Origin of the sequence: Streptococcus sp. 2018162 (assembly GCF_019754175.1) — a bacterium.
GTDB classification, from domain to species: domain Bacteria; phylum Bacillota; class Bacilli; order Lactobacillales; family Streptococcaceae; genus Streptococcus; species Streptococcus hashimotonensis.
The window spans coordinates 253357-275522 of sequence record NZ_JAIJZP010000001.1 but is presented as its reverse complement, the minus strand read 5'-3'; the positions used below and the strand labels follow the sequence as shown (position 1 = coordinate 275522).

The following is a 22166-nucleotide window of genomic DNA, read 5'->3' as shown; positions in this document are numbered from 1 at the left end:
TTATCAAAATAAACGAACTGACTCTAGTGACTTGTCTAAAAATTGCAAAAGGACTGGACAGCCGTCCAGTCCACGCGTCATTCCTATTTACGGCCGTGACAATTTTTAAATTTCTTACCAGATTGACATGGGCATGGATCGTTACGATCAACACCTTCAAAAGATACATTCTCCTGAATTGCATGCGATTGGTTCGGCATAATATTCTTAACAGCTGTCGTATGTGCTTCTTGACTTGTGCGCTCACGCTCAATATTGTCATGAATTTGCGCCTTCATCATCAAGCGGGTTACTTCAAACTCGATAGCCCCAATCATATCGTTAAACATAGTAAATGCTTCTGATTGATATTCAACGATTGGATTGTTTTGAGCGTATCCACGAAGACTGACTGCATTGCGCAATTGATCCAAGGCATCAATATGGTCTGTCCATTTGTTATCCACAACACGAAGGATAAGAACTTTCTGGAATTCGCGTACACGTTCTTCATCGCGTAATTTTTTCACTTGCGAATCATAGACTCTCAAGGCACGTTCATAGAGCTCTTCGACAATCTCTTTCTGATTCATTGCTTCAAAAGTAGCTTTACTCAAGGTATCATCTTCAACGAGATTTGCATGCGCAAATTTGATAATGCCATCAATAGCTTCATCTTTCGAACCAAGGAAGTGACCAGCAACTTGGCGTTCAATCGTCCGTTTCATCATCGCTTTGATTTCAGGAGCCAAATCACGGTCAGCAGTAATAACATCCTGGCGTTGGCGATAGATGATTTCACGTTGCTCACGCATCACATCGTCATATTGAAGGACTTGTTTACGTGAGTCGTAGTTGTTCCCTTCCACACGCTTCTGAGCAGATTCAACTTGACGCGTCAACATTTTAGACTTGATAACAGACTCTTCTTCTGTTAGATTCATACGCTCCATAAATACTTTGATACGTTCTGAACCAAAGCGTTTCATCAAGTCATCTTCGAGAGATAGATAGAATTGTGATTCACCTGGGTCACCTTGACGACCTGAACGTCCACGAAGCTGGTTATCAATACGACGACTTTCATGGCGCTCAGTACCAATAACACATAGCCCACCAAGTTCACGTACACCTGGACCTAACTTAATATCGGTACCGCGTCCCGCCATGTTGGTCGCAATAGTGACCGCACCACGCTGACCAGCATTCATAATAATCTGCGCTTCACGATAGTGGTTTTTAGCATTCAATACTTCGTGAGGGACACCTGCAGCAACCAATTTTTGAGAAATCAAATCAGAAGTTTCAACCGCAACTGTACCAACCAAGACAGGTTGCCCTTTCTCATAGCGTCTCTTCACATCAGCAATAACGGCATTGAATTTGTATTCTAGACTTGGATAGAGTAAATCTTCGTGGTCAACACGCGCGATTGGGCGGTTAGTTGGGATTGGTACAACACGGATGTTGTAGATTTCACGGAATTCTTCCTCTTCTGTTTTACCAGTACCCGTCATCCCTGATAATTTTTTATACATACGGAAAAGGTTTTGGTAGGTAATAGAGGCACTTGTCTTAGACTCGTTTTGAACCGGTACACCTTCCTTAGCTTCGATGGCTTGGTGAAGTCCATCAGAATAACGACGCCCTTCCATCGTACGACCTGTAAATGGATCGATAATCATGACCTCTTGGTCTTCATTGACCAGATAGTCAATATCATAGGTCATGATGTAGTTGGCACGAAGTGCATTATCCAAGAAATGGGTAATGGCTACATTTTCAATATCGTAGAGGTTATCTAACTTGAAGAATTTCTCTGCCTTGTCAATACCTGAATCAGACAGACCAATCGTTTTAGATGGAATGTCAATGATGTAATCTTCTGTTGTCAAAGATTTAACAAGATTATCTGCCAAGAAATACAACTGGTTTGTTTCAGAACCTTGTGCACCAGATACAATCAACGGCGTACGAGCTTCGTCAATCAAGATTGAGTCAACTTCATCGACCAAGGCGTAATTGAGAGGACGTTGAACCATGTCCTCTGCGCGCACAACCATATTGTCTCGGAGGTAGTCAAAACCAATCTCTGAGTTGGTCGAATAAGTAATATCGCAGTTATAAGCCTCACGTTTTTCCAAGGGGGATTTAGCAGCTAAGTTGATACCAACTGATAGACCAAGCCATGAGTACAATTCACCCATTTCAGTCGCATCACGAGTAGAAAGATACTCGTTAACCGTCACTACGTGAACACCTTGACCAGACAAGGCATTCAAATAAACAGGCATCGTTGCAGTCAGAGTCTTACCTTCACCTGTACGCATTTCTGGAACGTCACCGTTGTGAAGAACGATTCCTCCCATAACCTGAACCTTGTAGGGATAGAGCCCCAATACACGTCGAGCTCCTTCACGGACTACCGCATAAGCTTCGTACAAAAGATCGTCGAGAGATTCGCCGTTATTGTATCGCTCCTTAAATTCTGCTGTCTTAGCTTGCAACTGTTCATCAGTCAGCGCTTCCATTTCATCGGCATACGAGAAGACCTTGTCTGCCATTTTCTCAAGTTTTCTTAGCTCTCCCTTATCATTTTCAATGAGAGAACGAAGTACATTTGTTACCATATCATTCATCCTATTTCAGTTTTAGTCGATAATATATTGTAGCAGAAAACCAGTCAATTTTCAAGGTTTGCCCCTAGGATACACAGTATTCTTAGATAAAAACACAATAAAACAAACAAATCTGGAAAAATTTCTACACAGTAATATTATATTACCAAAAAGTGTATGGTTAAGATGCTAATTACTAAAATAAATTCCAGGATACCATCCTCTATCTCTAGTAAAAATATACCATTTAAAATTTTAAAAAAATATGTACTATTGCCCCAAAAATGTGAACGATTTGGCATTTTTTTCTTCTTACAAGTAGTATAATCTGATTGTACAAGTAAATATGTAAAAAGGAGAGGAAAATGTATACCAAGAAAATCGCTCTTAAACAACTAGCCATATCTAGTACTACAGTGGCCATAGTGAGTAGCCTATGGGGAAGCCAGCCTCCTATAGTTTACGCAAATGATGCATCGACGGTATCTGTTCAATATCACTATATTGCACAAGATGAACTAACAAGTTCAGAGAAGGATTCTGTCTTATCTAAGCTGAAAACTGTCTCACCTTCCAAAGAAACAGCGACGGAAAATCAAACAATCTATCTCATCTACAAGACCGAACCTAAAAAAATATTTGGGATTCTTCCAGCTACAGGGGAGACTGGGATTAATCTATTAACGATTGGAGGGGGACTTCTTCTAGTTCTAGGAATAAGTTTGGCCGGAAAAGGCAAAAAGAAAAGGATTATTTCATCCATCCTTCTTCTGACCGCCACTGGTTCTGTTCTACCGATCCAGAGCATCCAGGCTCTAGAAAGCAATTTACTTGCAGGCTACAATCAGGTTCATCAGCTAAAAATCGGAGACCAACTTCCTGATCCAAGTAACATAAAGCAGTATCAGTATGTAGGCTATGTCACTGACAAGGATATAGGTCCGCAATCTACCGAGAATAAAGAGAGCTCTTCCACAACTGCATCATCTCAGCAGCAAGATAGTACCGATAGTGCTATAAATAATGAAACCTTGCTCTTCAATCTAAAAAAATTAGATCCAACAAGCGACAACCAGCAACTAAGAAAGGCTGCCAACAATATGGGCGCAGACCACAAATTGGCCAGTAGTAAAATGATCAGCCTTGTCCCCATGGCCGACAAAACCATTATTTCTGACATACAGGGAAGAGAGGAAAACATCAATACACTCCTAGCTCACTTTGAAGATGGCAGCATCTTATTTTTCCCACTCCAATATACAGAAAACAAAGATAAACGTGCTTACTACCAAGTAGCAGATTGGGGAGTTACTTATTCACCTCTCCAAACATTACAGGACTACTCTGACATTCTAGACAAGGTAGTTCCAAGCCTACAAGCGGTTGAATTTCGTTCTGAAAATATGTATACTGCTCTCTCCATTACAGAAAATCAAGAGCAGCAAATGGACCGTCTATATCTAGAAGAACCATTTAACAAAGTTAAGACAAATATTCGTGACTATCTAAAAAAAGCGTTAATAAATGATGAGTCTGTTAAACTAGATGATCCAGAATCAGTCACACAAACCATTCGTACCATCGAAGAGAATAAAGAAATTATCTTACTCAGTTTAGCCTACCTCGATAGATGGTATGATATTGATTACGGAGAAATTAATAGCAAGGAATTAACAATGTTCCATACGGATTTCTTCGGAGGAGAAGCGGATTCACTAGATGCTCTCATAACTTTTGGACAAAATGACTACCAGAGTTACAGTCCGCAAAGAAGTTATTTTTCCTATGCAGAGAACTTTGCATCTGTCACAGACAAGGCTTCCCTGACTGATTTCCTTGAAGCCTATCGAGAAATCTTTTTACCTGAAATGTCTGATAACGATTGGTTCAAACAAACGACAGATGCCTTTATCGTAGAGACTAAATCTACCGTTCTTAGCGATGAAGACAACAGCAGACTAAATGTCTATGAGCGATTAAAAGATCCTCAAATCCCTGAAGAAGTGATTACGCCTCGTATCCGCGATACCTATCCAAATATGTTGCTTCCACTATTAACAACGAGCGAGGACAATGTTTACATCATTTCAAACCTATCAAATCTCATCTTTAGTTCCTACGATCGTTACATTGATCAATCTCTAAAACTAAGCAATCCCGAAGTCTATCAGGCCGAACTCTCCAAAATAAAAGAACAAATCCTGGCAGATGCCGAGTTGTATCGTGCTCATTACGACATGTGGTACCGTATCCTGCCTGATTATCATAAGCATACCTTACTCTACTTCCAGCCAGTATAGGGAGGACACGGAAATTACGCCTACGACGCCTCTTCTTACGCTTGGAAAGGTGTTTGGTATTCCGATACAGGCAAACTCACTCCTGAATTTGTTGAGAAAATGCAAAATGACGCTAGCGCTGAGACAACAGCTGCCATTCAAGAGGTTTTCGGTCCTTCTGGAACCTACTTCCTTCCTGAACTCACTTGGGCCGGTGCTTATGCTTGGAGACAGGAAGTCAACTTTGTCATCACACCATTACTCGGAACAGATGGCGCCGTAACACTCACGCACGAGATGGTTCACGCATTTGATTATGATAAATTCTTACTCGGTCATAACCGAAGAGCTGGCATGCAACTTGAAGCATTTCCTGAAGGAATGTTACAAGCACCAGACCGCGTCGACTACCCAATCATCGGCTTTAATTCTCTATCTGATTATTCAGGTTATACTGGCACTCGCTACCACAATGTTAGTCCTGAACGCTTCCAAAATTCAACAGATTTACAACAATATATGCAGGGCTTATTCGATCTCATCTACACATTAGAATACGCCGAAGGTACAGCTATTTTAAAACAGGATAAAGATACTCAACGCCAATGGTTTCACAAGTTAGAAACGAAAGAAAAACTCATCCCAGGTGCGGAAGAGTATGGACCTTACGGAGTAAACCTTAAACGTGATTTCACAGATGAAGAATGGAATAGCATCGAGCTAAAAACTGTTGATGACCTTGTTGATAATGATGTGACCGTCCGTCGTGAATCTGCAAATCGCATTGAACGAGACCCTGATAATCCTGAAGAGGTGATGAACAACGGCTATCACAAACTAAGTCTCTTTGCTCCTATCTGGGCTACCGCAACAACCGAGCGTGTTCCTGGTGATCTTTCTTTTCGACGTACAGCATTTGAACTTCTAGCTGAAAAAGGATATGAAAATGGCATGGTACCTTACATGTCTAACCAATACAAACAAGCAGATAGCGATGTCGTTCCTGATTCACTCATCTTTGCCAATATTCTCCCTGAATACAATGGCGATTATAAGACTTTCAAGAAAGCGATGTACCAAGAACGCGTCCAAAAACTTGCTTTCCTAAAACCTGTTACCATCAACTATGATGGGCAGGAACTCACGGTAGCCAACTATGAGCAATTGCAAGAATTGATGGATCAAGCTGTCCTAGCCGATATTGCAGCAGGTAATTTTACAACAGAAAATACGAAAGTTTCTGAATTAAAAGGATTGTTACACGATGCCTATCTAAAACTTACCGATGATTATAGAACGAGTATTTTTACAGAATAAGAAAAAAGTTAGGGATTATTTCTAGTCCCTAACTTTTTATATTACTTTTCTGATACCTGTTTTGCCAAAGCAAAGTTTCCAAGAGTTGCAGAACCATTTTCAGCAACAGCTGGCGTTACGATATATTCTTTGACATCTGGTGTTGGGAGATAATCGTTCATCAAACCGACAAACTTCTCACGTACACGATTAAGCATGTGCTCTTGAGCCATAACTCCTCCACCAAATACAATTACTTGTGGACGATAAAGCAAGGTTGCCTGTACTGCTGCTTGAGCAATGTAGTAAGCCTGCACATCCCAAACGTCTGAATTTAACTCGATCAATTCACCACGAATACCTGTACGGCCTTCAAGAGAAGGACCCGCAGCTAAGCCTTCCAAACACCCATTGTGGAATGGACACATCCCTTTAAATTCATGTTTTACATCGTAAGGGTGTAGGGCAACGTAAGTATGACCCGCTTCGGTATGACCCAAGCCACCGATAAACTCACCATTCTGAATAGCACCTGCACCAATACCTGTACCGATTGTATAGTAAACTAAGCTCTTTACCCCTTTACGAACCAATGTTTCACCAAAAGCTGATGAATTCACATCTGTCGTGAAGTAGAATGGAATGTTAAATTCCTTAGCAATCAGACCAAGTAAATCAATATTTGACCAGTGTGGTTTTGGTGTCGAAGTGATATAACCATAAGTCTGTGAGTTTTGATCAATATCAATTGGACCGAAAGAACCTATCGCAATACCTGCCAAACGATCTTCATAGCGCTTGAAGAATTCAACCGTTCTCTCAATCGTTTCATAAGGAGTTGTCGTTGGAAATTGCGTTTTTTCAACAACTTGAAAGTTCTCATCGCCTACTGCACAAACAAACTTTGTACCACCAGCTTCTAAGCTACCATATAATTTTGTCATTTGATTGTCTCCAAAATTTTTATCACTTTTATTATAACATATAAGCAAACAGAAGAAAAAGGCTGAAAGCCTTTTTCCTGTTAGTTATGTAGTAGAGTCATGCTCTACAAATCGATTTTATATAAGATTACTTAGCTACTTTCAAGAACTCTACACCGTGAGCGATTGTTCCCTCTGCAAGTGGAGATACTTCTGCAAAATCAGCTGTGTTGGTCACGATGATCATGGTTGTATCATCAAGACCTGCTTCAGCAATCTTAGCTGCATCAAATTTAGCAATCGGAGTACCAGCTTTTACTTTATCGCCAGCTGCTACTAATTTTTCAAATCCGTTACCGTTCATTGATACAGTATCAATACCGATGTGAATTAAAAGTTCAGCACCAGACGCTGTTTTCAAGCCGTAAGCATGGCCTGTTTCAAAAGCAATTGTTACTTCTGCATCTGCTGGAGCGTAAACAACACCCTCAGACGGTTTAACAGCCAAACCTTTACCCATAGCTCCTGATGAGAAGACTGGGTCATTAACATTTTCAAGGGCAACAACATCACCTGAAAGTGGAGATACAAGAGTTTCTTCAGCTACAAGTCCTGTTTCTGCTTCTTCAAGCGTTTCAGCTGTTTCTTGTGCTGAAGTACTAGGCTTTTTTACTTCTTTCTCCTCATCTTCATAACCGAAGAGGTAAGTAAGAGCAAAACCAAGAGCAAATGATACAGCAACCATAAGGATGTATGGAAGAATTTGACCATTACCTGCGTAAAGTGTCAAACCTGGGATGATAGTAACACCCATACCTGTACCGGCAAGACCAAGAAGAGATGCTACAGCACCACCGATGGCACCAGCAACCAATGAAAGAAGGAATGGTTTGCGGAAACGCAAGTTAACACCGAAGATAGCTGGCTCAGTAATACCGAGGAAGGCAGAAAGAGCTGCTGGGAAAGCAAGAGCTTTCAATTTAGGATTTTTAGTTTTCACACCAACCGCTACTGTAGCAGCACCTTGTGCTGTCATAGCTGCAGTGATGATAGCGTTGAATGGGTTAGCACCAGTGTTTGCTACCAATTGAGCTTCCAAGAAGTTGAAGATATGGTGAACACCTGATACAACGATAACTTGGTGAACACCACCGATAAGGAGACCACCAAGACCCATTGGCAAGTTCAAGATAGCTTGTGTACCAGCCAAGATATAGTTTTCAACCACGTGGAAGACTGGACCAATGACAAACAAGCCAAGAATAGACATTACAAACAAGGTCACGAATGGCGTTACCAAGAGGTCAAGAACTTCTGGAACAACCTTGCGGACAGCCTTTTCAAATTTAGCACCAATCAAACCGATGATGAAGGCTGGCAATACTGAACCTTGCAAACCTACAACTGGGATGAAACCGAAGAAGATAGTTGGTTTCACATCGCCACCTGATGCTACAACCCAAGCGTTTGGCAACTGACCCGCAATGAGCATCATACCAAGAACGATACCGATTGTTTGGTTACCACCGAATACACGGAAGGTCGACCATACTACCAAGGCTGGCAATACGATGAATGCTGTATCTGTCAAGATTTGTGAGTAAACGTTCAAATCTTCTGGAAGAGTATAACCAAGAGCTCCAAGAAGACCACGAAGACCCATGAAAAGGCCAGTTGCTACGATAGCAGGAATGATTGGAACGAATACGTCACCGAAAGTACGGATAGCACGTTGGAAAGCATTACCTTGCTTAGCAGCTTCAGCTTTTTGCTCACCAGTAGTCGCTGTTGGCAAACCAAGGGCAACCACTTCATCGTAGATTTTGTTTACTGTACCAGTACCAAAGATGATTTGGTATTGACCAGAGTTGAAGAAAGCACCTTGTACTTTTTCGATGTCTTCGACTGTATCCTTGTCGATTTTTCCTTCATCAACAACCATGACACGAAGGCGAGTCGCACAGTGGGCAACACTGCGTACGTTCTCACGTCCACCAAGGGCGTCAATGACTTTTTTTGCAATTTCTATATTATTCATCTTGCAAAAATCTCCTTATTAAATATTTTTTTATTTTTTGAAAGTGTTTTCAAACTTTCGATGGTTTTATTATATCACTTTTATAAAATATGTCAAACGTTTATCACATTTTTTTTTGAATTTCTTAAAAACATTGTTAAAGCTTGATTTTTTACAAGAAAACGTTTACTATATTAATGAAAAACTAGAAAATTTGGAGAAAATTATGGCATTTACAACAGAGGAGCGTTACAGGGCTTATGCTGACTGGACACCCGAATATATTGAAAAAATAAAGAAGAATACAGAGAGTTCACCTTGGAGGACAAATTTCCACATTGAAACACCACATGGACTGTTGAATGATCCAAATGGATTTTCTTATTTTAATGGAAAGTGGACGCTTTTTTACCAATACTTCCCATTCGGTGCTGCGCACGGATTAAAATCTTGGGTCCATACAGAGTCAACGGATTTGGTCCATTTTGAAGAAACTGGTACGGTTATGTACCCAGATACACCACTTGATAGCCACGGTGCCTACTCTGGATCTGCCATGGAATTTGGCGACAAGCTCTTCCTCTTCTATACTGGAAATGTCCGCGATGAAAATTGGGTTCGCCATCCATACCAAATCGGTGCCTTGATGGATAAAGATGGTAAGATTGAAAAGATTGATAAAGTCTTGATTGAGCAACCAGAAGATACCACGGACCATTTCCGTGATCCACAAATTTTCAACTATAAAGGGCAATATTACGCTATTGTCGGTGGACAAAATCTGGATAAAAAGGGAATTGTCAAACTTTATAAAGCTGAAAATAACGACTACCTCAACTGGTCCTATGTTGGTGACCTAGATTTTGCCAATGATATGACCGCTTATATGATGGAATGCCCAAATATAGCGTTCGTTGGTGAGCAACCCATCCTTCTCTACTGTCCACAAGGCTTGGACAAAGAAGTATTGGACTATGGCAATATCTATCCAAATATGTATAAGATTGGTCAGAGTTTCAATCCTGAAACAGCAAGCATTGTCGAACCGAGTGAATTGATCAATCTGGACTATGGTTTTGAGTGCTATGCAACCCAGGCCTTTAATGCACCAGACGGTCGAACTCTATCTGTTAGCTGGTTGGCTCTTCCAGATGTGGAATATCCAACCGATGCTTATGACTACCAAGGCTGTCTGTCATTGGTTAAAGAATTAACCATCAAGGACGGTAAGCTCTACCAATATCCAGTCGATGCTATTACCAGTCTTCGTAAAGAAGCTCAGCCATTTTCAGCCCAAAAAGAAACCAATAATGTTTACGAATTAGAACTTGATTTTTCAGCGGGCACGAAGCATGAAATCGTATTGTTCGCAAATGAAGAAGAAAAAGGCTTGGTCTTGTCTGTAGACACTGAACAAGGCCAGATTACATTAGACCGTGGCAACTGTGGTCAGCCATTCGCACTCGATTTCGGTACAAGTCGCTCTTGCGAGATTTCTCCAGGAGCTCTTACAGCCAATATCTTCATCGACAAATCTGTCTTTGAAATCTTTATCAATAAAGGAGAGAAAGTATTTTCTGGTCGTGTCTTCCCTGATGCGGATCAGTCTGGTATCGTCATTACGACTGGTAATCCGACCGGAACCTACTACCATTTAGATTATGGTCGCAAAACTAACTGATGTCGCACAGTTAGCTGGGGTCAGCCCAACAACTGTCTCGCGCGTTATCAATAAAAAAGGATACCTATCTGAAAAAACCATTCGCAATGTCGAAGAGGCTATGCGTGAACTAGGCTACAAACCTAATAATTTAGCTCGTAGTTTACAAGGTAAATCTGCAAAATTAGTTGGTCTCATCTTCCCAACAATAAACAATATTTTTTATTCTGAATTGATTAGCCATTTAGAAAAAGAGCTTTTTGATCGAGGCTATAAAACCATTATTTGCAATAGCCAGCACGAGTCCGATAAGGAACGTGAGTATCTGGAAATGTTAGCAGCTAACCAAGTAGATGGGATTATCTCGGGCAGTCACAATCTCGGTATCCAAGACTACGACCGTGTCGTAGCTCCAATTATCGCTTTTGACCGCAACCTCTCTCCTTCCATTCCCATTGTCTCTTCCGATAATTTTGCTGGCGGGGTATTAGCTGCCCAAACCTTACAAAAAGCGGGATGTCACAATCCATTAATGATTACCGGAAACGATGATTCCAATTCACCTACCGGCCTTCGCCAAGTAGGTTTCACATCTATTTTGAACAAAGCCGAAGTTTTTCATATCTCCAGTGATTTCTCACCTGTGCGCAAGGAGATGGAAATCCGAGCCATTCTTGAAAAACAAAAACCAGATGGTATCTTTGTATCTGGCGATGCAACGGCTATGCTGGTATGGAACGTCATTCGTTCATTGAAACTGTCTATTCCAGAAGATATTAAATTGATTGGTTATGATGGAACAAGTTTCATCGAAAACTACTATCCTCAATTGACAACCATCAAGCAACCATTAACCGAAATAGCTAGACTGCTGGTTGAACTGTTGGTTGATAAAATCGAAGGAAAAAAACTGACAAAAACTGACTATATCCTGCCGATTAGCCTACTAGCAGGAGCTAGTATATAAAAAAAGCTGTGCCTAATAAAAATTAGGTACAGTTTTTTTATGATACATTCTCTTGTTTCTCAAGTAAAAAAGAAGCTCATCAGGCTTCTTCTTTAATAAACTGGCTCAAAACTCCATTGACAAACTTAGCTGAAGATTCATCAGAAAATTCTTTAGCCAATTCAATAGCCTCGTTAACAGCAACACGGTCTGGCGTTTCTTCGAAATGTAAGATTTCAAATAGACCTAGTCGCATGATATTCTTGTCAATCAAGGTTAAACGGTCTAAGGTCCATCCTGCTTTTAATCGGCTAGATAACTCCTTATCCAAGTCATCACGATAGTCTGCGACACCATTGACAAGGTTAAGGAGAAAGAGCGGAATTTCAACTCCTTCTTGCTCTTCCTCTCTATCATAAAGATAAGAAAACTGAGCTGCCTGAACAGGTTCTTGACCAAATTCAAGTGATACGATTGCCTGCAAAGCGCACTTACGCAGGGCATGTCTGTTATTCTTCATCAAGGAAATCCTCTCCGAATAAATCTTTCAATGCTGGTTTTGGTGTTTTATCAGGAACAATGCCGCTGACATGGATATTAACCGCAGCCACTTGAACTTCTGCATAGTTGTAAACTGCTGTCTTGACTGCACGCTGGATGTCCATTGATACGGCAGGAACATTTACACCATATTCTAGATAGACGTAAATATCCGCAGTCACTCGACCTTCCTCGTCAGTTTCAAGATAAACACCTTTATTTAACGATGTTTTTGACCAACTGTCTGCTACACGCTTATTTTGAAGGGAATGTACTCCATCAACTTTCGCTGCAGCAATGCCTGTAATTACTTCAAGGACGCGAGGTGCGATAACAATCTCGCCTTGATATTCTGTTGTCATAGGCTCTCCTTTCTTAAGAGGAAACGATTAAGCACGTGATACGTAAGTTCCTTCTGCTGTGTTGATAACGAGTTTTTGACCTGCTTCGATAAAGTCTGGTACGTTGACGACAAGACCTGTTTCCATCGTAGCTGGTTTACCTGAACCTGTAACAGTCGCACCTTTGATAGATGGTTGTGTTTCTGCAACGACCAATTCAACAGTTGTTGGTACAGTAACACCGATCACTTCTGTTCCGTAGAACTGGATCTTCACATCGGAATTCTCCAAGATATAGAGCAATTCTTCTTTGATGGTCGCTACTGGAATTTCATACTGATCGTAAGTCTCAGTATTCATGAAATAAGCTGTGTCATCCATTTGGTAAAGGTACTGTGCTGGAACTGTTTCGATAATAGCTTGTTCAAATTTTTCATCTGGACGGTAAGTTGTATCGAAGGTTGAACCTGTACGTACATCACGCAATTTCATACGCATGATGGTGTTTCCTTTACCTGGTTTGTGGTGGCTTGCATCCAAAACTTTAATCAATTTACCTTCAGCTTCGAAGGTCATACCTGCTCTAAGTTTACTTGCTTCAATCATTGTATTGAATACCTCTTCAAATTTTATTTATTCGTTTTATTCTACCACAAACTGTCAAATTTCTCAAATGACAATCAATTCCTTGGGTGCTAATGTCAAGACTTCACAACCGTTTTCCGTAATCAATAGGTCATCTTCGATACGGACACCATATTTGTCATCCAAATAGATACCAGGCTCATCCGTCAAGACCATACCTGCCTTGATAGTCTCGTCAGATTTTCCAAAATACGGATATTCATGAATATCCAAGCCGATACCGTGACCGATGCCGTGTGTAAAGTTGGCTCCGTAACCCGCCGCATTGATAATCTCACGAGGAATAGCATCAAACTCGCGGTAGGTGACGCCTTCTTTGGCCTGCTCAATTAAAGCCTTATTGGCACGCAAGACCACATCGTAAATCTCACGCTCTTGATCAGTCACATGACCGATATGGATGGTCCGTGTCATATCGCTGACATAATGCTGGTAATAGCAACCAAAATCCAGCGTCAAGGTCTCACCCGTTTGGATAACCTTTTCAGACGCTCTTCCATGAGGCATAGCAGAGCGGTAGCCAGATGCCACGATGAACTCAAATGATGCCCCTTCTGCACCGAGTTGACGCATGCGGTGGTCAAGGAAATGATTGACGTCCATCTCAGTCGTCTGACCTGGTTTGATAAAGTCAAGAACATCAATAAAAGCCTGATCCGAAATTTGACATGCACGGCGAATGGTCGCAATTTCTTTCTCATCCTTAATCATGCGCAAGTCTTCGATAAAGTTTGACATAGCAACTAGTTGATAACCTTCAAAAATGCTGGTCAGACTTTGATAGAAACCATAGGTCACCTCGCTATCAAAACCAATGGTTTCAAGTCCATCTTCCTTAATCACCTTTGCAATCTCTTCAAGGGCAAAACGACTCTCAATAATATCAAAACCTTTTACTGATGCCTTGGCTATCAAAGTATAACGCGAATCAGTCACAAACAAGCGACGCTTGCCACTGATGAAGACTGTCGCCTCCGTTCCCCAAAAACCAGTTAGGTAGTAAATATTGTTTTGACCAGTCACCAAGATTCCATCAACAGTTGATTGAGCTAATTTTTCTTCGAATTTTTCAAGTCTTTTTTGCATCCTATTCCTCCAATGATTTTTTAACTATTATAGCAGAAATACAGACAAATACCAATTCTTTCTAGCAGATAGAGAAAAAGCCGCCAGAGCGACTTTTTACTTCAACTTCGTTTTCAAATACTGGCCTGTAAAGCTGGCTGGGTTATCCGCCACTTCTTCTGGTGTTCCTGTCGCGACAACGGTACCGCCACCGACACCGCCTTCTGGTCCCATGTCGATAATGTGGTCTGCTGTCTTAATCACATCCAGATTGTGCTCAATGACAAGGACAGTGTTGCCGTCATCAACAAAACGAGCTAAAACTTTTAACAATTGAGCAATGTCTTCGGTATGCAGCCCTGTCGTTGGCTCATCCAAGATATACAAAGACTTACCAGTTGATCGCTTGTGAAGTTCAGATGCCAATTTCATCCGTTGGGCTTCACCACCTGACAGGGTTGTCGCAGGTTGTCCAAGAGTAACATAACCCAAGCCCACATCTTGAATGGTGCGGAGCTTCCGTTCAATTTTTGGAATATGTTTAAAGAATTCCACCGCATCATTGACCGTCATATCAAGGACCTGAGCAATATTTTTCTCCTTGTAGTGTACTTCCAAGGTTTCCGAGTTGTAGCGGTGGCCATGACAAACTTCACAAGGTACAAAAACATCTGGCAGGAAGTGCATTTCAATCTTGATAATCCCGTCACCAGAGCAGGCTTCGCAACGACCACCTTTGACGTTAAAGGAGAATCGCCCCTTCTTGTAGCCACGGATTTTCGCTTCATTGGTCTGGGCAAAGAGGTCACGAATATCGTCAAAGACACCTGTGTAGGTAGCTGGGTTGGAACGCGGTGTCCGTCCAATCGGGCTTTGGTCAATATCAATCAGGCGGTCCAAGTGTTCAATTCCTGAAATGGATTTGAACTTGCCTGGCTTGTCCGAATTGCGATTGAGCTTCTGAGCAATGGCTTTTTTCAAAATGGAGTTGACCAGAGTTGACTTACCAGAGCCAGATACCCCTGTCACCGCAACAAATTTTCCGAGTGGGAAACGAACCGTTACATCTTGCAGGTTGTTTTCCTTGGCACCTGTTACCTCCAGGAAACGACCATTTCCGACACGGCGTTCGAGAGGCACCGGAATTTCACGTTTGCCAGACAGGTATTGACCTGTGATGGATTTCTTGTTTTTAGCTACTTGGGCAGGCGTTCCAGAAGCCACGATTTCTCCGCCAAAGACACCCGCACCTGGACCAATGTCAATCAACCAGTCCGCCTCCCGCATGGTGTCCTCATCATGCTCCACCACAATCAAGGTATTGCCCAAATCACGCATCTTTTTGAGACTAGCAATCAGACGGTCATTGTCCCGCTGGTGCAAACCAATCGATGGCTCATCCAAGATGTAAAGAACACCAGACAGGTTAGAGCCAATCTGAGTCGCCAGACGAATCCGCTGACTCTCACCACCAGAAAGGGTTCCTGCTGCTCGTGAAAGAGTTAGATAGTTGAGACCAACGTTATTAAGGAAGGACAGGCGGTCCTTGATTTCCTTGACAATCGGTGTCGCAATGGTGGCTTCATTTTCAGACAAGGTCAGATTTTCAATGACTTCCAGATGATCCGCTACGGACAAGTCAGACAACTGCCCGATATGAAGTCCCTTCTCACCACCGACCTTGACAGATAAGGCTTGGTCATTGAGGCGATAGCCGTGGCAGGTCCCACATGTCAATTCATTCATGTAAGTCTTCATGACTGTCCGTGTATAATCACTATTGGTTTCACGGTAGCGGCGGTTAATGTTGGTAATCAAGCCCTCGAATGGAATATCGATGTCTCGGACCCCACCGAACTCATTTTCATAATGGAAATGGAATTCTTTTCCGTCAGAACCGTTGAAAATCAGGTTCTTCTCCTCTTCCGTCAATTCCTCGAAAGGCTTGTCCATATCCACACCAAAATGGTTCATAGCTTGCTCCAGCATCTGAGGGTAGTAGTTGGAAGAGATTGGATTCCAAGGAGCCAAAGCACCCTCACGCAAGGTCTTGCTGGCATCTGGGACAATCAAATCTGTATCCACTTCCAGCTTCATGCCCAAACCGTCACAGTCGCTACAAGACCCAAAAGGAGCATTGAAAGAGAAGAGGCGAGGCTCCAACTCAGGCACCGTAAAGCTACAAACTGGACAGGCGTAGTACTCGGAGAAAAGCAGTTCCTTATCATCCATGGTATCGATGATGACATAGCCGTCCGCAATCCGCAGGGCCGCCTCAATGGAGTCAAAAAGTCGCGAACGAATGCCTTCTTTGATGACAATCCGATCGACCACGACTTCAATGTTGTGAGCCTTGCTCTTGGACAACTCAGGCACTTCTGACACATCATAGACATCGCCATTGACACGGACCCGAACGTAGCCGTCCTTCTGCACTTTCTCAAAAATGGTCTTGTGCTGCCCTTTTTTCTTTCGCACAATCGGAGCTAGGATCTGCAAACGCTGGCGTTCTGGCAATTCCAAGACCTCATCGACGATCTGCTCCACCGAAGAAGCTGCAATCGCCCCGTGCCCATTGATACAGTAAGGCACACCGACCCGAGCATAAAGCAGGCGGAGATAGTCATTGATTTCCGTTGCCGTTCCAACCGTCGAACGCGGGTTACGCGAGGTTGTTTTTTGGTCTATGGAAATAGCAGGGCTGAGACCCTCGATGGAATCCACATCAGGTTTGTCCATGTTGCCCAAGAACTGACGAGCATAGGCAGACAAAGACTCTACGTAGCGACGTTGACCCTCGGCATACAAGGTATCAAAAGCCAAACTTGACTTACCAGACCCCGACAAACCAGTCACCACCACCAACTTCTCACGCGGAATGGTCACATCAATATTTTTCAAATTATGGGCACGCGCCCCATGAATCACAATATTTTCTTGCATAACTTAAGATACAAAGGGCGTCAAATGCACAGTCAAAATAGGAAACTGACGATGTGTCTGAAAGACACAAGGAAGTTTATCTTTTTGACACCGCATTTAGCCCGTGTTCATTTCCTTTCTAATATAAGTGCATTCACAAGATAACTGGTGACGGTCGATTAACTCCGCGTCACCAGACGAAACTGCCTATGGGCAATTCCTATATCTTGTATTAGCTCGATTTTCAAAAAATATCGTTTTGAAAATCTCACGTCAAGAAACCGTATAAAAACTCGACGCTTTTAGCACGCATTCAATTCCTTTCTAAAGATACAGAGGGCGTTGTAACAGTCTGGGAGACTGTTACAATCGGGAAATAAGAAAAACGCAGTTTTCCTCATTACACCAACATCATTAGCCCGTGTTCAATTCCTTTCTAATATAAGTGCGTTCACAAGATAACTGGTGACGGTCGATTAACTCCGCGTCACCAGACGAAACTGCCTATGGGCAATTCCTATATCTTGTATTAGCTCGATTTTCAAAAAATATCGTTTTGAAAATCTCACGTCAAGAAACCGTATAAAACTCGACGCTTTAGCACGCGTTCAAATCCTTTCTTAAGAGGCTATAAGCTATGGTATACGGAACAAGGAAAAGTCCGTACAACTTATTCGCTTAAATGTCTACATATTATAACACATTTCTATATAAAACCTTTCCGAAACTGCACATTTTTTGGTATAATAGAGGTTGCGTTAACGCAACAAAGATAAAAGGAGGGCAAAGATATGAAACAAATTTTTCTATCAACCATGACTGATTTAGAAGAAATCCAAACCTTTGAACCAGGGGCTTGGATTAATTTGGTCAACCCCTCCCAGAGCGAGTCTATGGAAGTGGCTGAACACTATAAGATTGACATCGCTGACCTGCGAGCACCGCTCGATGCGGAAGAATCCTCTCGTATCACCGTCGAAGATGACTATACACTCATCCTGGTCGACGTCCCAATTCTTGAAGAACGAAACAACAAGACATATTATATTACTATTCCTTTGGGAATTATTCTAACAGATGATGCGATTATCACGACTTGTTTGGAACCACTGCCACTGTTTGAGCAGTTTATCCATCGTCGTCTACGGAATTTCTTCACTTTCATGAAGTCTCGTTTCGTTTTCCAAATTCTCTACCGCAATGCTCAACTCTACTTGTCAGCCCTACGGACCATTGACAGAAAGAGCGAAGAGATTGAGAAGCAACTCCATGAGGCTACTCGAAATGAAGAATTAATTGTACTCATGGAATTGGAAAAAACCATCGTCTACTTCAAGGCTTCCCTCAAAACCAATGAGCGTTTGGTCAAAAAACTTGCTAGTTCCTCACGTCTACTCCGTAAGTATGAAGAGGATGAGGATTTGCTTGAAGATACCTTGGTCGAAACCCAACAGGCCATTGAGATGGCAGACATCTATGGTTCCATCCTGAACTCTATGACCCATGCCTTTGCTTCTATCATTTCTAACAACCAGAATACCATCATGAAAACCTTGGCATTAGTGACAATCGTTCTCTCTATCCCAACCATGGTCTTCTCTGCATACGGTATGAACTTTAAGGACAACATCATTCCTTTTAACGATATTCCCTATGCTTTTTGGTGGATTATCCTCTTCGCATTTGCAATCAGCCTATCACTTACCTTCTACTTCATCCGTAAGAGATGGTTTTAACCTAAGGAGATTAACATGTCATTTACAGAAATCAACGGATTAACAAAAAAGAACCAAGAATTTATCCATATTGCGACCAACCAACTGATTAAAGATGGAAAGTCTGATAGCGAAATCAAAGAACTCTTGGAAGAAATTTTACCAACTATCATTGAAAAGCAAAAAACTGGCGTGACTGCCCGCAATCTCTATGGAGCACCAAGTGAGTGGGCTGCTAGTAAGACAATTTCTGAACAGGAAAAGAAAGACCAAGTGGAATACAATGAAAATCCATGGTTGATGTGGCTAGATTCTAGTCTTTTCATGCTTGCAATTATTGCTGGTATCAATGGTTTGATGAATCTTTTTGGCCAAGGTGCACAGTATGGGCTATTAACTTTATTTGTCATCGGTTTCGGTGTTGGTGCAGGGATGTACTTGATGTACCATTTCGTTTATAGAGAACAAATTAAAACTGGGCAACGTCCTAAATTGCTGAAAGCTATCGCTTTTCTCGGACTTGCTACGCTGGCTTGGTCAGTCGTTTTCATTCTAGCAGCACTAATTCCAGCCGCATTTAACCCAGTTCTCCCTCCGCTTGTTACTATTCTTATCGGAGCTGCTGCTTTCGGTGCACGCTACCTCTTGAAAAAGAAATATAACATTCGCAATGCCATGTCCCCAGTTCAATAATAAAACAAAGCGATTGGAATATTCCAGTCGCTTTGTTTATCTATACAGTCCAGCTATCAAATCGCCCGAGAACTTTATTCGATGTCACTTGTCTATGCAATCTACTGAAACAGTCCATACTGTTATTGCGCCTTTCACATTTCTAGAGCGCAAGAAAAAATCGCCACACAGGGCGATTGCACCTTTCCAGTTTCTAGGGCACAAGCTAAAAAGACCCGTCAGGGTCTTTTTACTAATCTTCGTTTACGAATGGTAAAAGAGCCATAACGCGAGCACGTTTGATAGCTGTTGTTACTTTACGTTGGTTTTTAGCTGAAGTTCCAGTTACACGGCGTGGAAGGATTTTTCCACGTTCAGAAATGAAACGGCTAAGAAGCTCAGTATCTTTGTAATCAACATATTCAATTTTGTTAGCTGCGATATAGTCAACTTTTTTACGGCGTTTGAAACCGCCACGACGTTGTTGAGCCATGTGTGTTCTCCTTTATATTATTATTTTCAGACCTAGAATGGTAGGTCATCGTCTGATATGTCCATTGGATTACTTGTTCCAAATGGACTTTCTTCTCGAGCGAAGTTTGGTGTAGATTGTGCAGGCGCTTGATAAGGCGAGTTATAGTCATTTCCTCCAGCAAACGAGTTGCCAGCTGAATAGCCTCCACCTTGACCTTCACGGGCAGTACGGCTTTCCAAGAGTTGGAAACTTTCTGCAACTACCTCAGTAACGTAGACACGTTGCCCTTGCTGATTGTCATAGCTACGAGTCTGGATACGACCTGTAACACCAATCAGAGCACCTTTCTTAGCCCAATTCGCCAAATTCTCAGCTTGTTGACGCCAAATGACTACGTTGATAAAGTCCGCTTCACGCTCACCGTTTTGATTTTTAAAATTGCGGTTAACCGCCAAAGTAAAAGTCGCAACAGCTTGATTAGACGGAGTATAACGAAGTTCTGCATCACGGGTCATACGACCAACCAATACTACATTATTAATCATACAACACCTTCTTACGCGTCAAGTTTGACAATCATGTGACGAAGAATGTCGCCGTTGATTTTTGACAAACGGTCAAACTCTTTAAGAGCTTCATCGTTGTTAGCTTCAACGTTAACGATGTGGTACAAACCTTCGCGGAAATCTTTGATTTCGTATGCAAGGCGACGTTTTTCCCATGCTTTTGATTCAACGATAGTTGCACCGTTGTCAGTCAAGATAGAGTCAAAGCGTGCTACCAAAGCGTTTTTAGCTTCTTCTTCAATGTTTGGACGAATAATATAAAGAATTTCGTATTTAGCCATTGATATGTTCCTCCTTTTGGTCTAATGACTCATGGTCTAGCCACGAGTAAGTGAGGGATACTCACAGAAAATAATTATACCATAATATAGAAAATGTGCAAGCGAAAACAGTTTTCCGAAAACATTTTCACAAAAAATAAAGACTGCCCAAACAAAGGGCAGCCCTATGGATTAAGCTACAATTGCTTTTGCTACTTCTTCTGTTGTCATGCGTGAGAAATAGTGTGTTGTGTCGATTTCTTGGAGTTTCGCTAGGACATCTACGTACTCGTACCGAGTGCCAACCAGCAAATCTTCAATATCCGATACATCACCAATACCGAAGAAGTCTCCGTAAATCTTGATAGATTCGATCACAGATTTTTCAGCCTTGATGTAGGTTGTGATTTTACCAGCTGGGTAACGCACGCTACGCTCCACTGTGTATTCTGGTGTTTGACCGTAGGTCCAATCCCATGTCGCAAACTGGGTATCACGGATTTCTTGGATACGAGCCAAGTCATCTTCTGACAAGACGTACTCGTCCATGTCTGGGTATTCTTGCTTCATCTGGTTGAGAATGGCGTCCTTGAACTCCAAGACGGTCATCTTCTCTGGCAGTTCGTTGTTGATGTTGGTCACACGGGCACGGACTGACTTGACCCCCTTGGACTCGATTTTATCCTTGCTGACCTTGAGGGCACTTGCGAGGACTGACATATCCACATCAAAGAGCAAGCAACCGTGGTGCATCATGCGCCCTTTAGCATAGGCTTGGGCATTACCACAGATTTTCTTGCCGTCAATTTCCAGGTCATTACGGCCGGTGAAATTTGCCTCAACACCCAGTGTTGCTAGGGTATCAATCACAGGCTTGGAGAAGGTTTTGAAGTCAAAAGCTCCCTCGTCTGCCTTATTAGATATAATGGTATAGTTGAGATTGTTGAGGTCATGATAGACAGCGCCACCACCTGACAGACGGCGAACAACATGGATGCCTTTTTCGTCTGTGAATTCCTTGTTAATTTCTTCAATAGCATTCTGGTGCTTACCGATAATGATGGCTGGCTCATTGATCCAAAGGATAAAAATCTCGTCAATATCTGTTAATTCCTTGAAGGCATAGGCTTCGAGGGCGATGTTATAAGCTGGGTCATTGCTGTTGTTTACGATGTATTTCATGCAAAACTCCTTTATTGTTAACTAATTTTTATTATAGTGGAAACGATAACAAAAGACAAGTCCGA

The 22166-nt window shown here is 42.0% G+C and carries 16 protein-coding genes and 1 pseudogene; 5 read left to right on the top strand and 12 right to left on the bottom strand.

The genetic code is table 11. The annotated features are described in order from the left end of the window. Positions 1–83 precede the first annotated feature (83 nt). Positions 84–2609, bottom strand: coding sequence for a preprotein translocase subunit SecA (secA, locus tag K5Q22_RS01245; RefSeq protein WP_002938259.1), 2526 nt, complete (start codon positions 2607–2609; stop codon positions 84–86). 353 nt (positions 2610–2962) lie between these two features. Here secA and K5Q22_RS09690 point away from each other — a divergent pair. After that, positions 2963–6193, top strand: a pseudogene (locus K5Q22_RS09690) (ZmpA/ZmpB/ZmpC family metallo-endopeptidase). Between the two features lie 41 nt (positions 6194–6234). Here K5Q22_RS09690 and scrK read toward each other — a convergent pair. After that, entirely contained in the window at positions 6235–7116 is an 882-nt protein-coding gene (scrK, locus tag K5Q22_RS01230; RefSeq protein WP_024401092.1) for a fructokinase ScrK, read from the bottom strand. Positions 7117–7243: 127 nt separating this feature from the next. Continuing rightward, complete coding sequence (locus K5Q22_RS01225) at positions 7244–9133, bottom strand: PTS beta-glucoside transporter subunit IIBCA (RefSeq protein ID WP_205013353.1); 1890 nt, start codon at positions 9131–9133, stop codon at positions 7244–7246. A gap of 205 nt (positions 9134–9338) precedes the next feature. On the opposite strand from K5Q22_RS01225, the gene K5Q22_RS01220 reads away from it, so the two are divergent. Together K5Q22_RS01220 and K5Q22_RS01215 are read left to right on the top strand one after the other, a co-directional pair. After that, a complete protein-coding gene (locus K5Q22_RS01220; protein WP_105134661.1) occupies positions 9339–10793 on the top strand; it encodes a sucrose-6-phosphate hydrolase in 1455 nt (484 codons plus the stop codon). Beyond that, the gene (locus K5Q22_RS01215) at positions 10774–11739 is read left to right on the top strand and encodes a LacI family DNA-binding transcriptional regulator (RefSeq protein ID WP_002942449.1); all 966 of its coding nucleotides are present in this window, start codon (positions 10774–10776) and stop codon (positions 11737–11739) included. Before K5Q22_RS01220 ends, K5Q22_RS01215 begins: the two co-directional genes overlap by 20 nt. A gap of 79 nt (positions 11740–11818) precedes the next feature. Here K5Q22_RS01215 and nusB read toward each other — a convergent pair whose 3' ends face one another. From nusB to uvrA, 5 genes are all read right to left on the bottom strand, one after another. Then, the gene (nusB, locus tag K5Q22_RS01210) at positions 11819–12238 is read right to left on the bottom strand and encodes a transcription antitermination factor NusB (RefSeq protein WP_002938276.1); all 420 of its coding nucleotides are present in this window, start codon (positions 12236–12238) and stop codon (positions 11819–11821) included. Beyond that, positions 12228–12620, bottom strand: coding sequence for an Asp23/Gls24 family envelope stress response protein (locus K5Q22_RS01205; RefSeq protein WP_002942446.1), 393 nt, complete (start codon positions 12618–12620; stop codon positions 12228–12230). Before K5Q22_RS01205 ends, nusB begins: the two co-directional genes overlap by 11 nt. A 27-nt stretch (positions 12621–12647) precedes the next feature. After that, a complete protein-coding gene (efp, locus tag K5Q22_RS01200) occupies positions 12648–13205 on the bottom strand; it encodes an elongation factor P (RefSeq protein WP_002942436.1) in 558 nt (185 codons plus the stop codon). A gap of 63 nt (positions 13206–13268) precedes the next feature. Next, positions 13269–14330, bottom strand: a complete 1062-nt coding sequence (locus K5Q22_RS01195; protein WP_044669182.1) for a Xaa-Pro peptidase family protein — start codon at positions 14328–14330, stop codon at positions 13269–13271. Positions 14331–14426: 96 nt separating this feature from the next. Then, a complete protein-coding gene (uvrA, locus tag K5Q22_RS01190; RefSeq protein WP_205013354.1) occupies positions 14427–17252 on the bottom strand; it encodes an excinuclease ABC subunit UvrA in 2826 nt (941 codons plus the stop codon). A gap of 770 nt (positions 17253–18022) precedes the next feature. Here uvrA and K5Q22_RS01185 point away from each other — a divergent pair. After that, entirely contained in the window at positions 18023–18967 is a 945-nt protein-coding gene (locus K5Q22_RS01185; RefSeq protein ID WP_002939248.1) for a magnesium transporter CorA family protein, read from the top strand. A 15-nt stretch (positions 18968–18982) separates the two neighbouring features. Beyond that, positions 18983–19639, top strand: a complete 657-nt coding sequence (locus tag K5Q22_RS01180; RefSeq protein WP_012027735.1) for a DUF1129 domain-containing protein — start codon at positions 18983–18985, stop codon at positions 19637–19639. A 232-nt stretch (positions 19640–19871) separates the two neighbouring features. Here K5Q22_RS01180 and rpsR read toward each other — a convergent pair whose 3' ends face one another. From rpsR to K5Q22_RS01160, 4 genes are all read right to left on the bottom strand, one after another. Next, entirely contained in the window at positions 19872–20111 is a 240-nt protein-coding gene (gene rpsR / locus K5Q22_RS01175; protein ID WP_002939250.1) for a 30S ribosomal protein S18, read from the bottom strand. Between the two features lie 32 nt (positions 20112–20143). Next, the gene (locus tag K5Q22_RS01170; RefSeq protein ID WP_015647334.1) at positions 20144–20638 is read right to left on the bottom strand and encodes a single-stranded DNA-binding protein; all 495 of its coding nucleotides are present in this window, start codon (positions 20636–20638) and stop codon (positions 20144–20146) included. Between the two features lie 11 nt (positions 20639–20649). Beyond that, on the bottom strand, positions 20650–20940 hold the full coding sequence (rpsF, locus tag K5Q22_RS01165) for a 30S ribosomal protein S6 (RefSeq protein WP_002942403.1): 291 nt from the start codon (positions 20938–20940) through the stop codon (positions 20650–20652). Positions 20941–21111: 171 nt separating this feature from the next. Further along, positions 21112–22101, bottom strand: coding sequence for a lipoate--protein ligase (locus K5Q22_RS01160; RefSeq protein WP_105140666.1), 990 nt, complete (start codon positions 22099–22101; stop codon positions 21112–21114). Positions 22102–22166 lie beyond the last annotated feature (65 nt).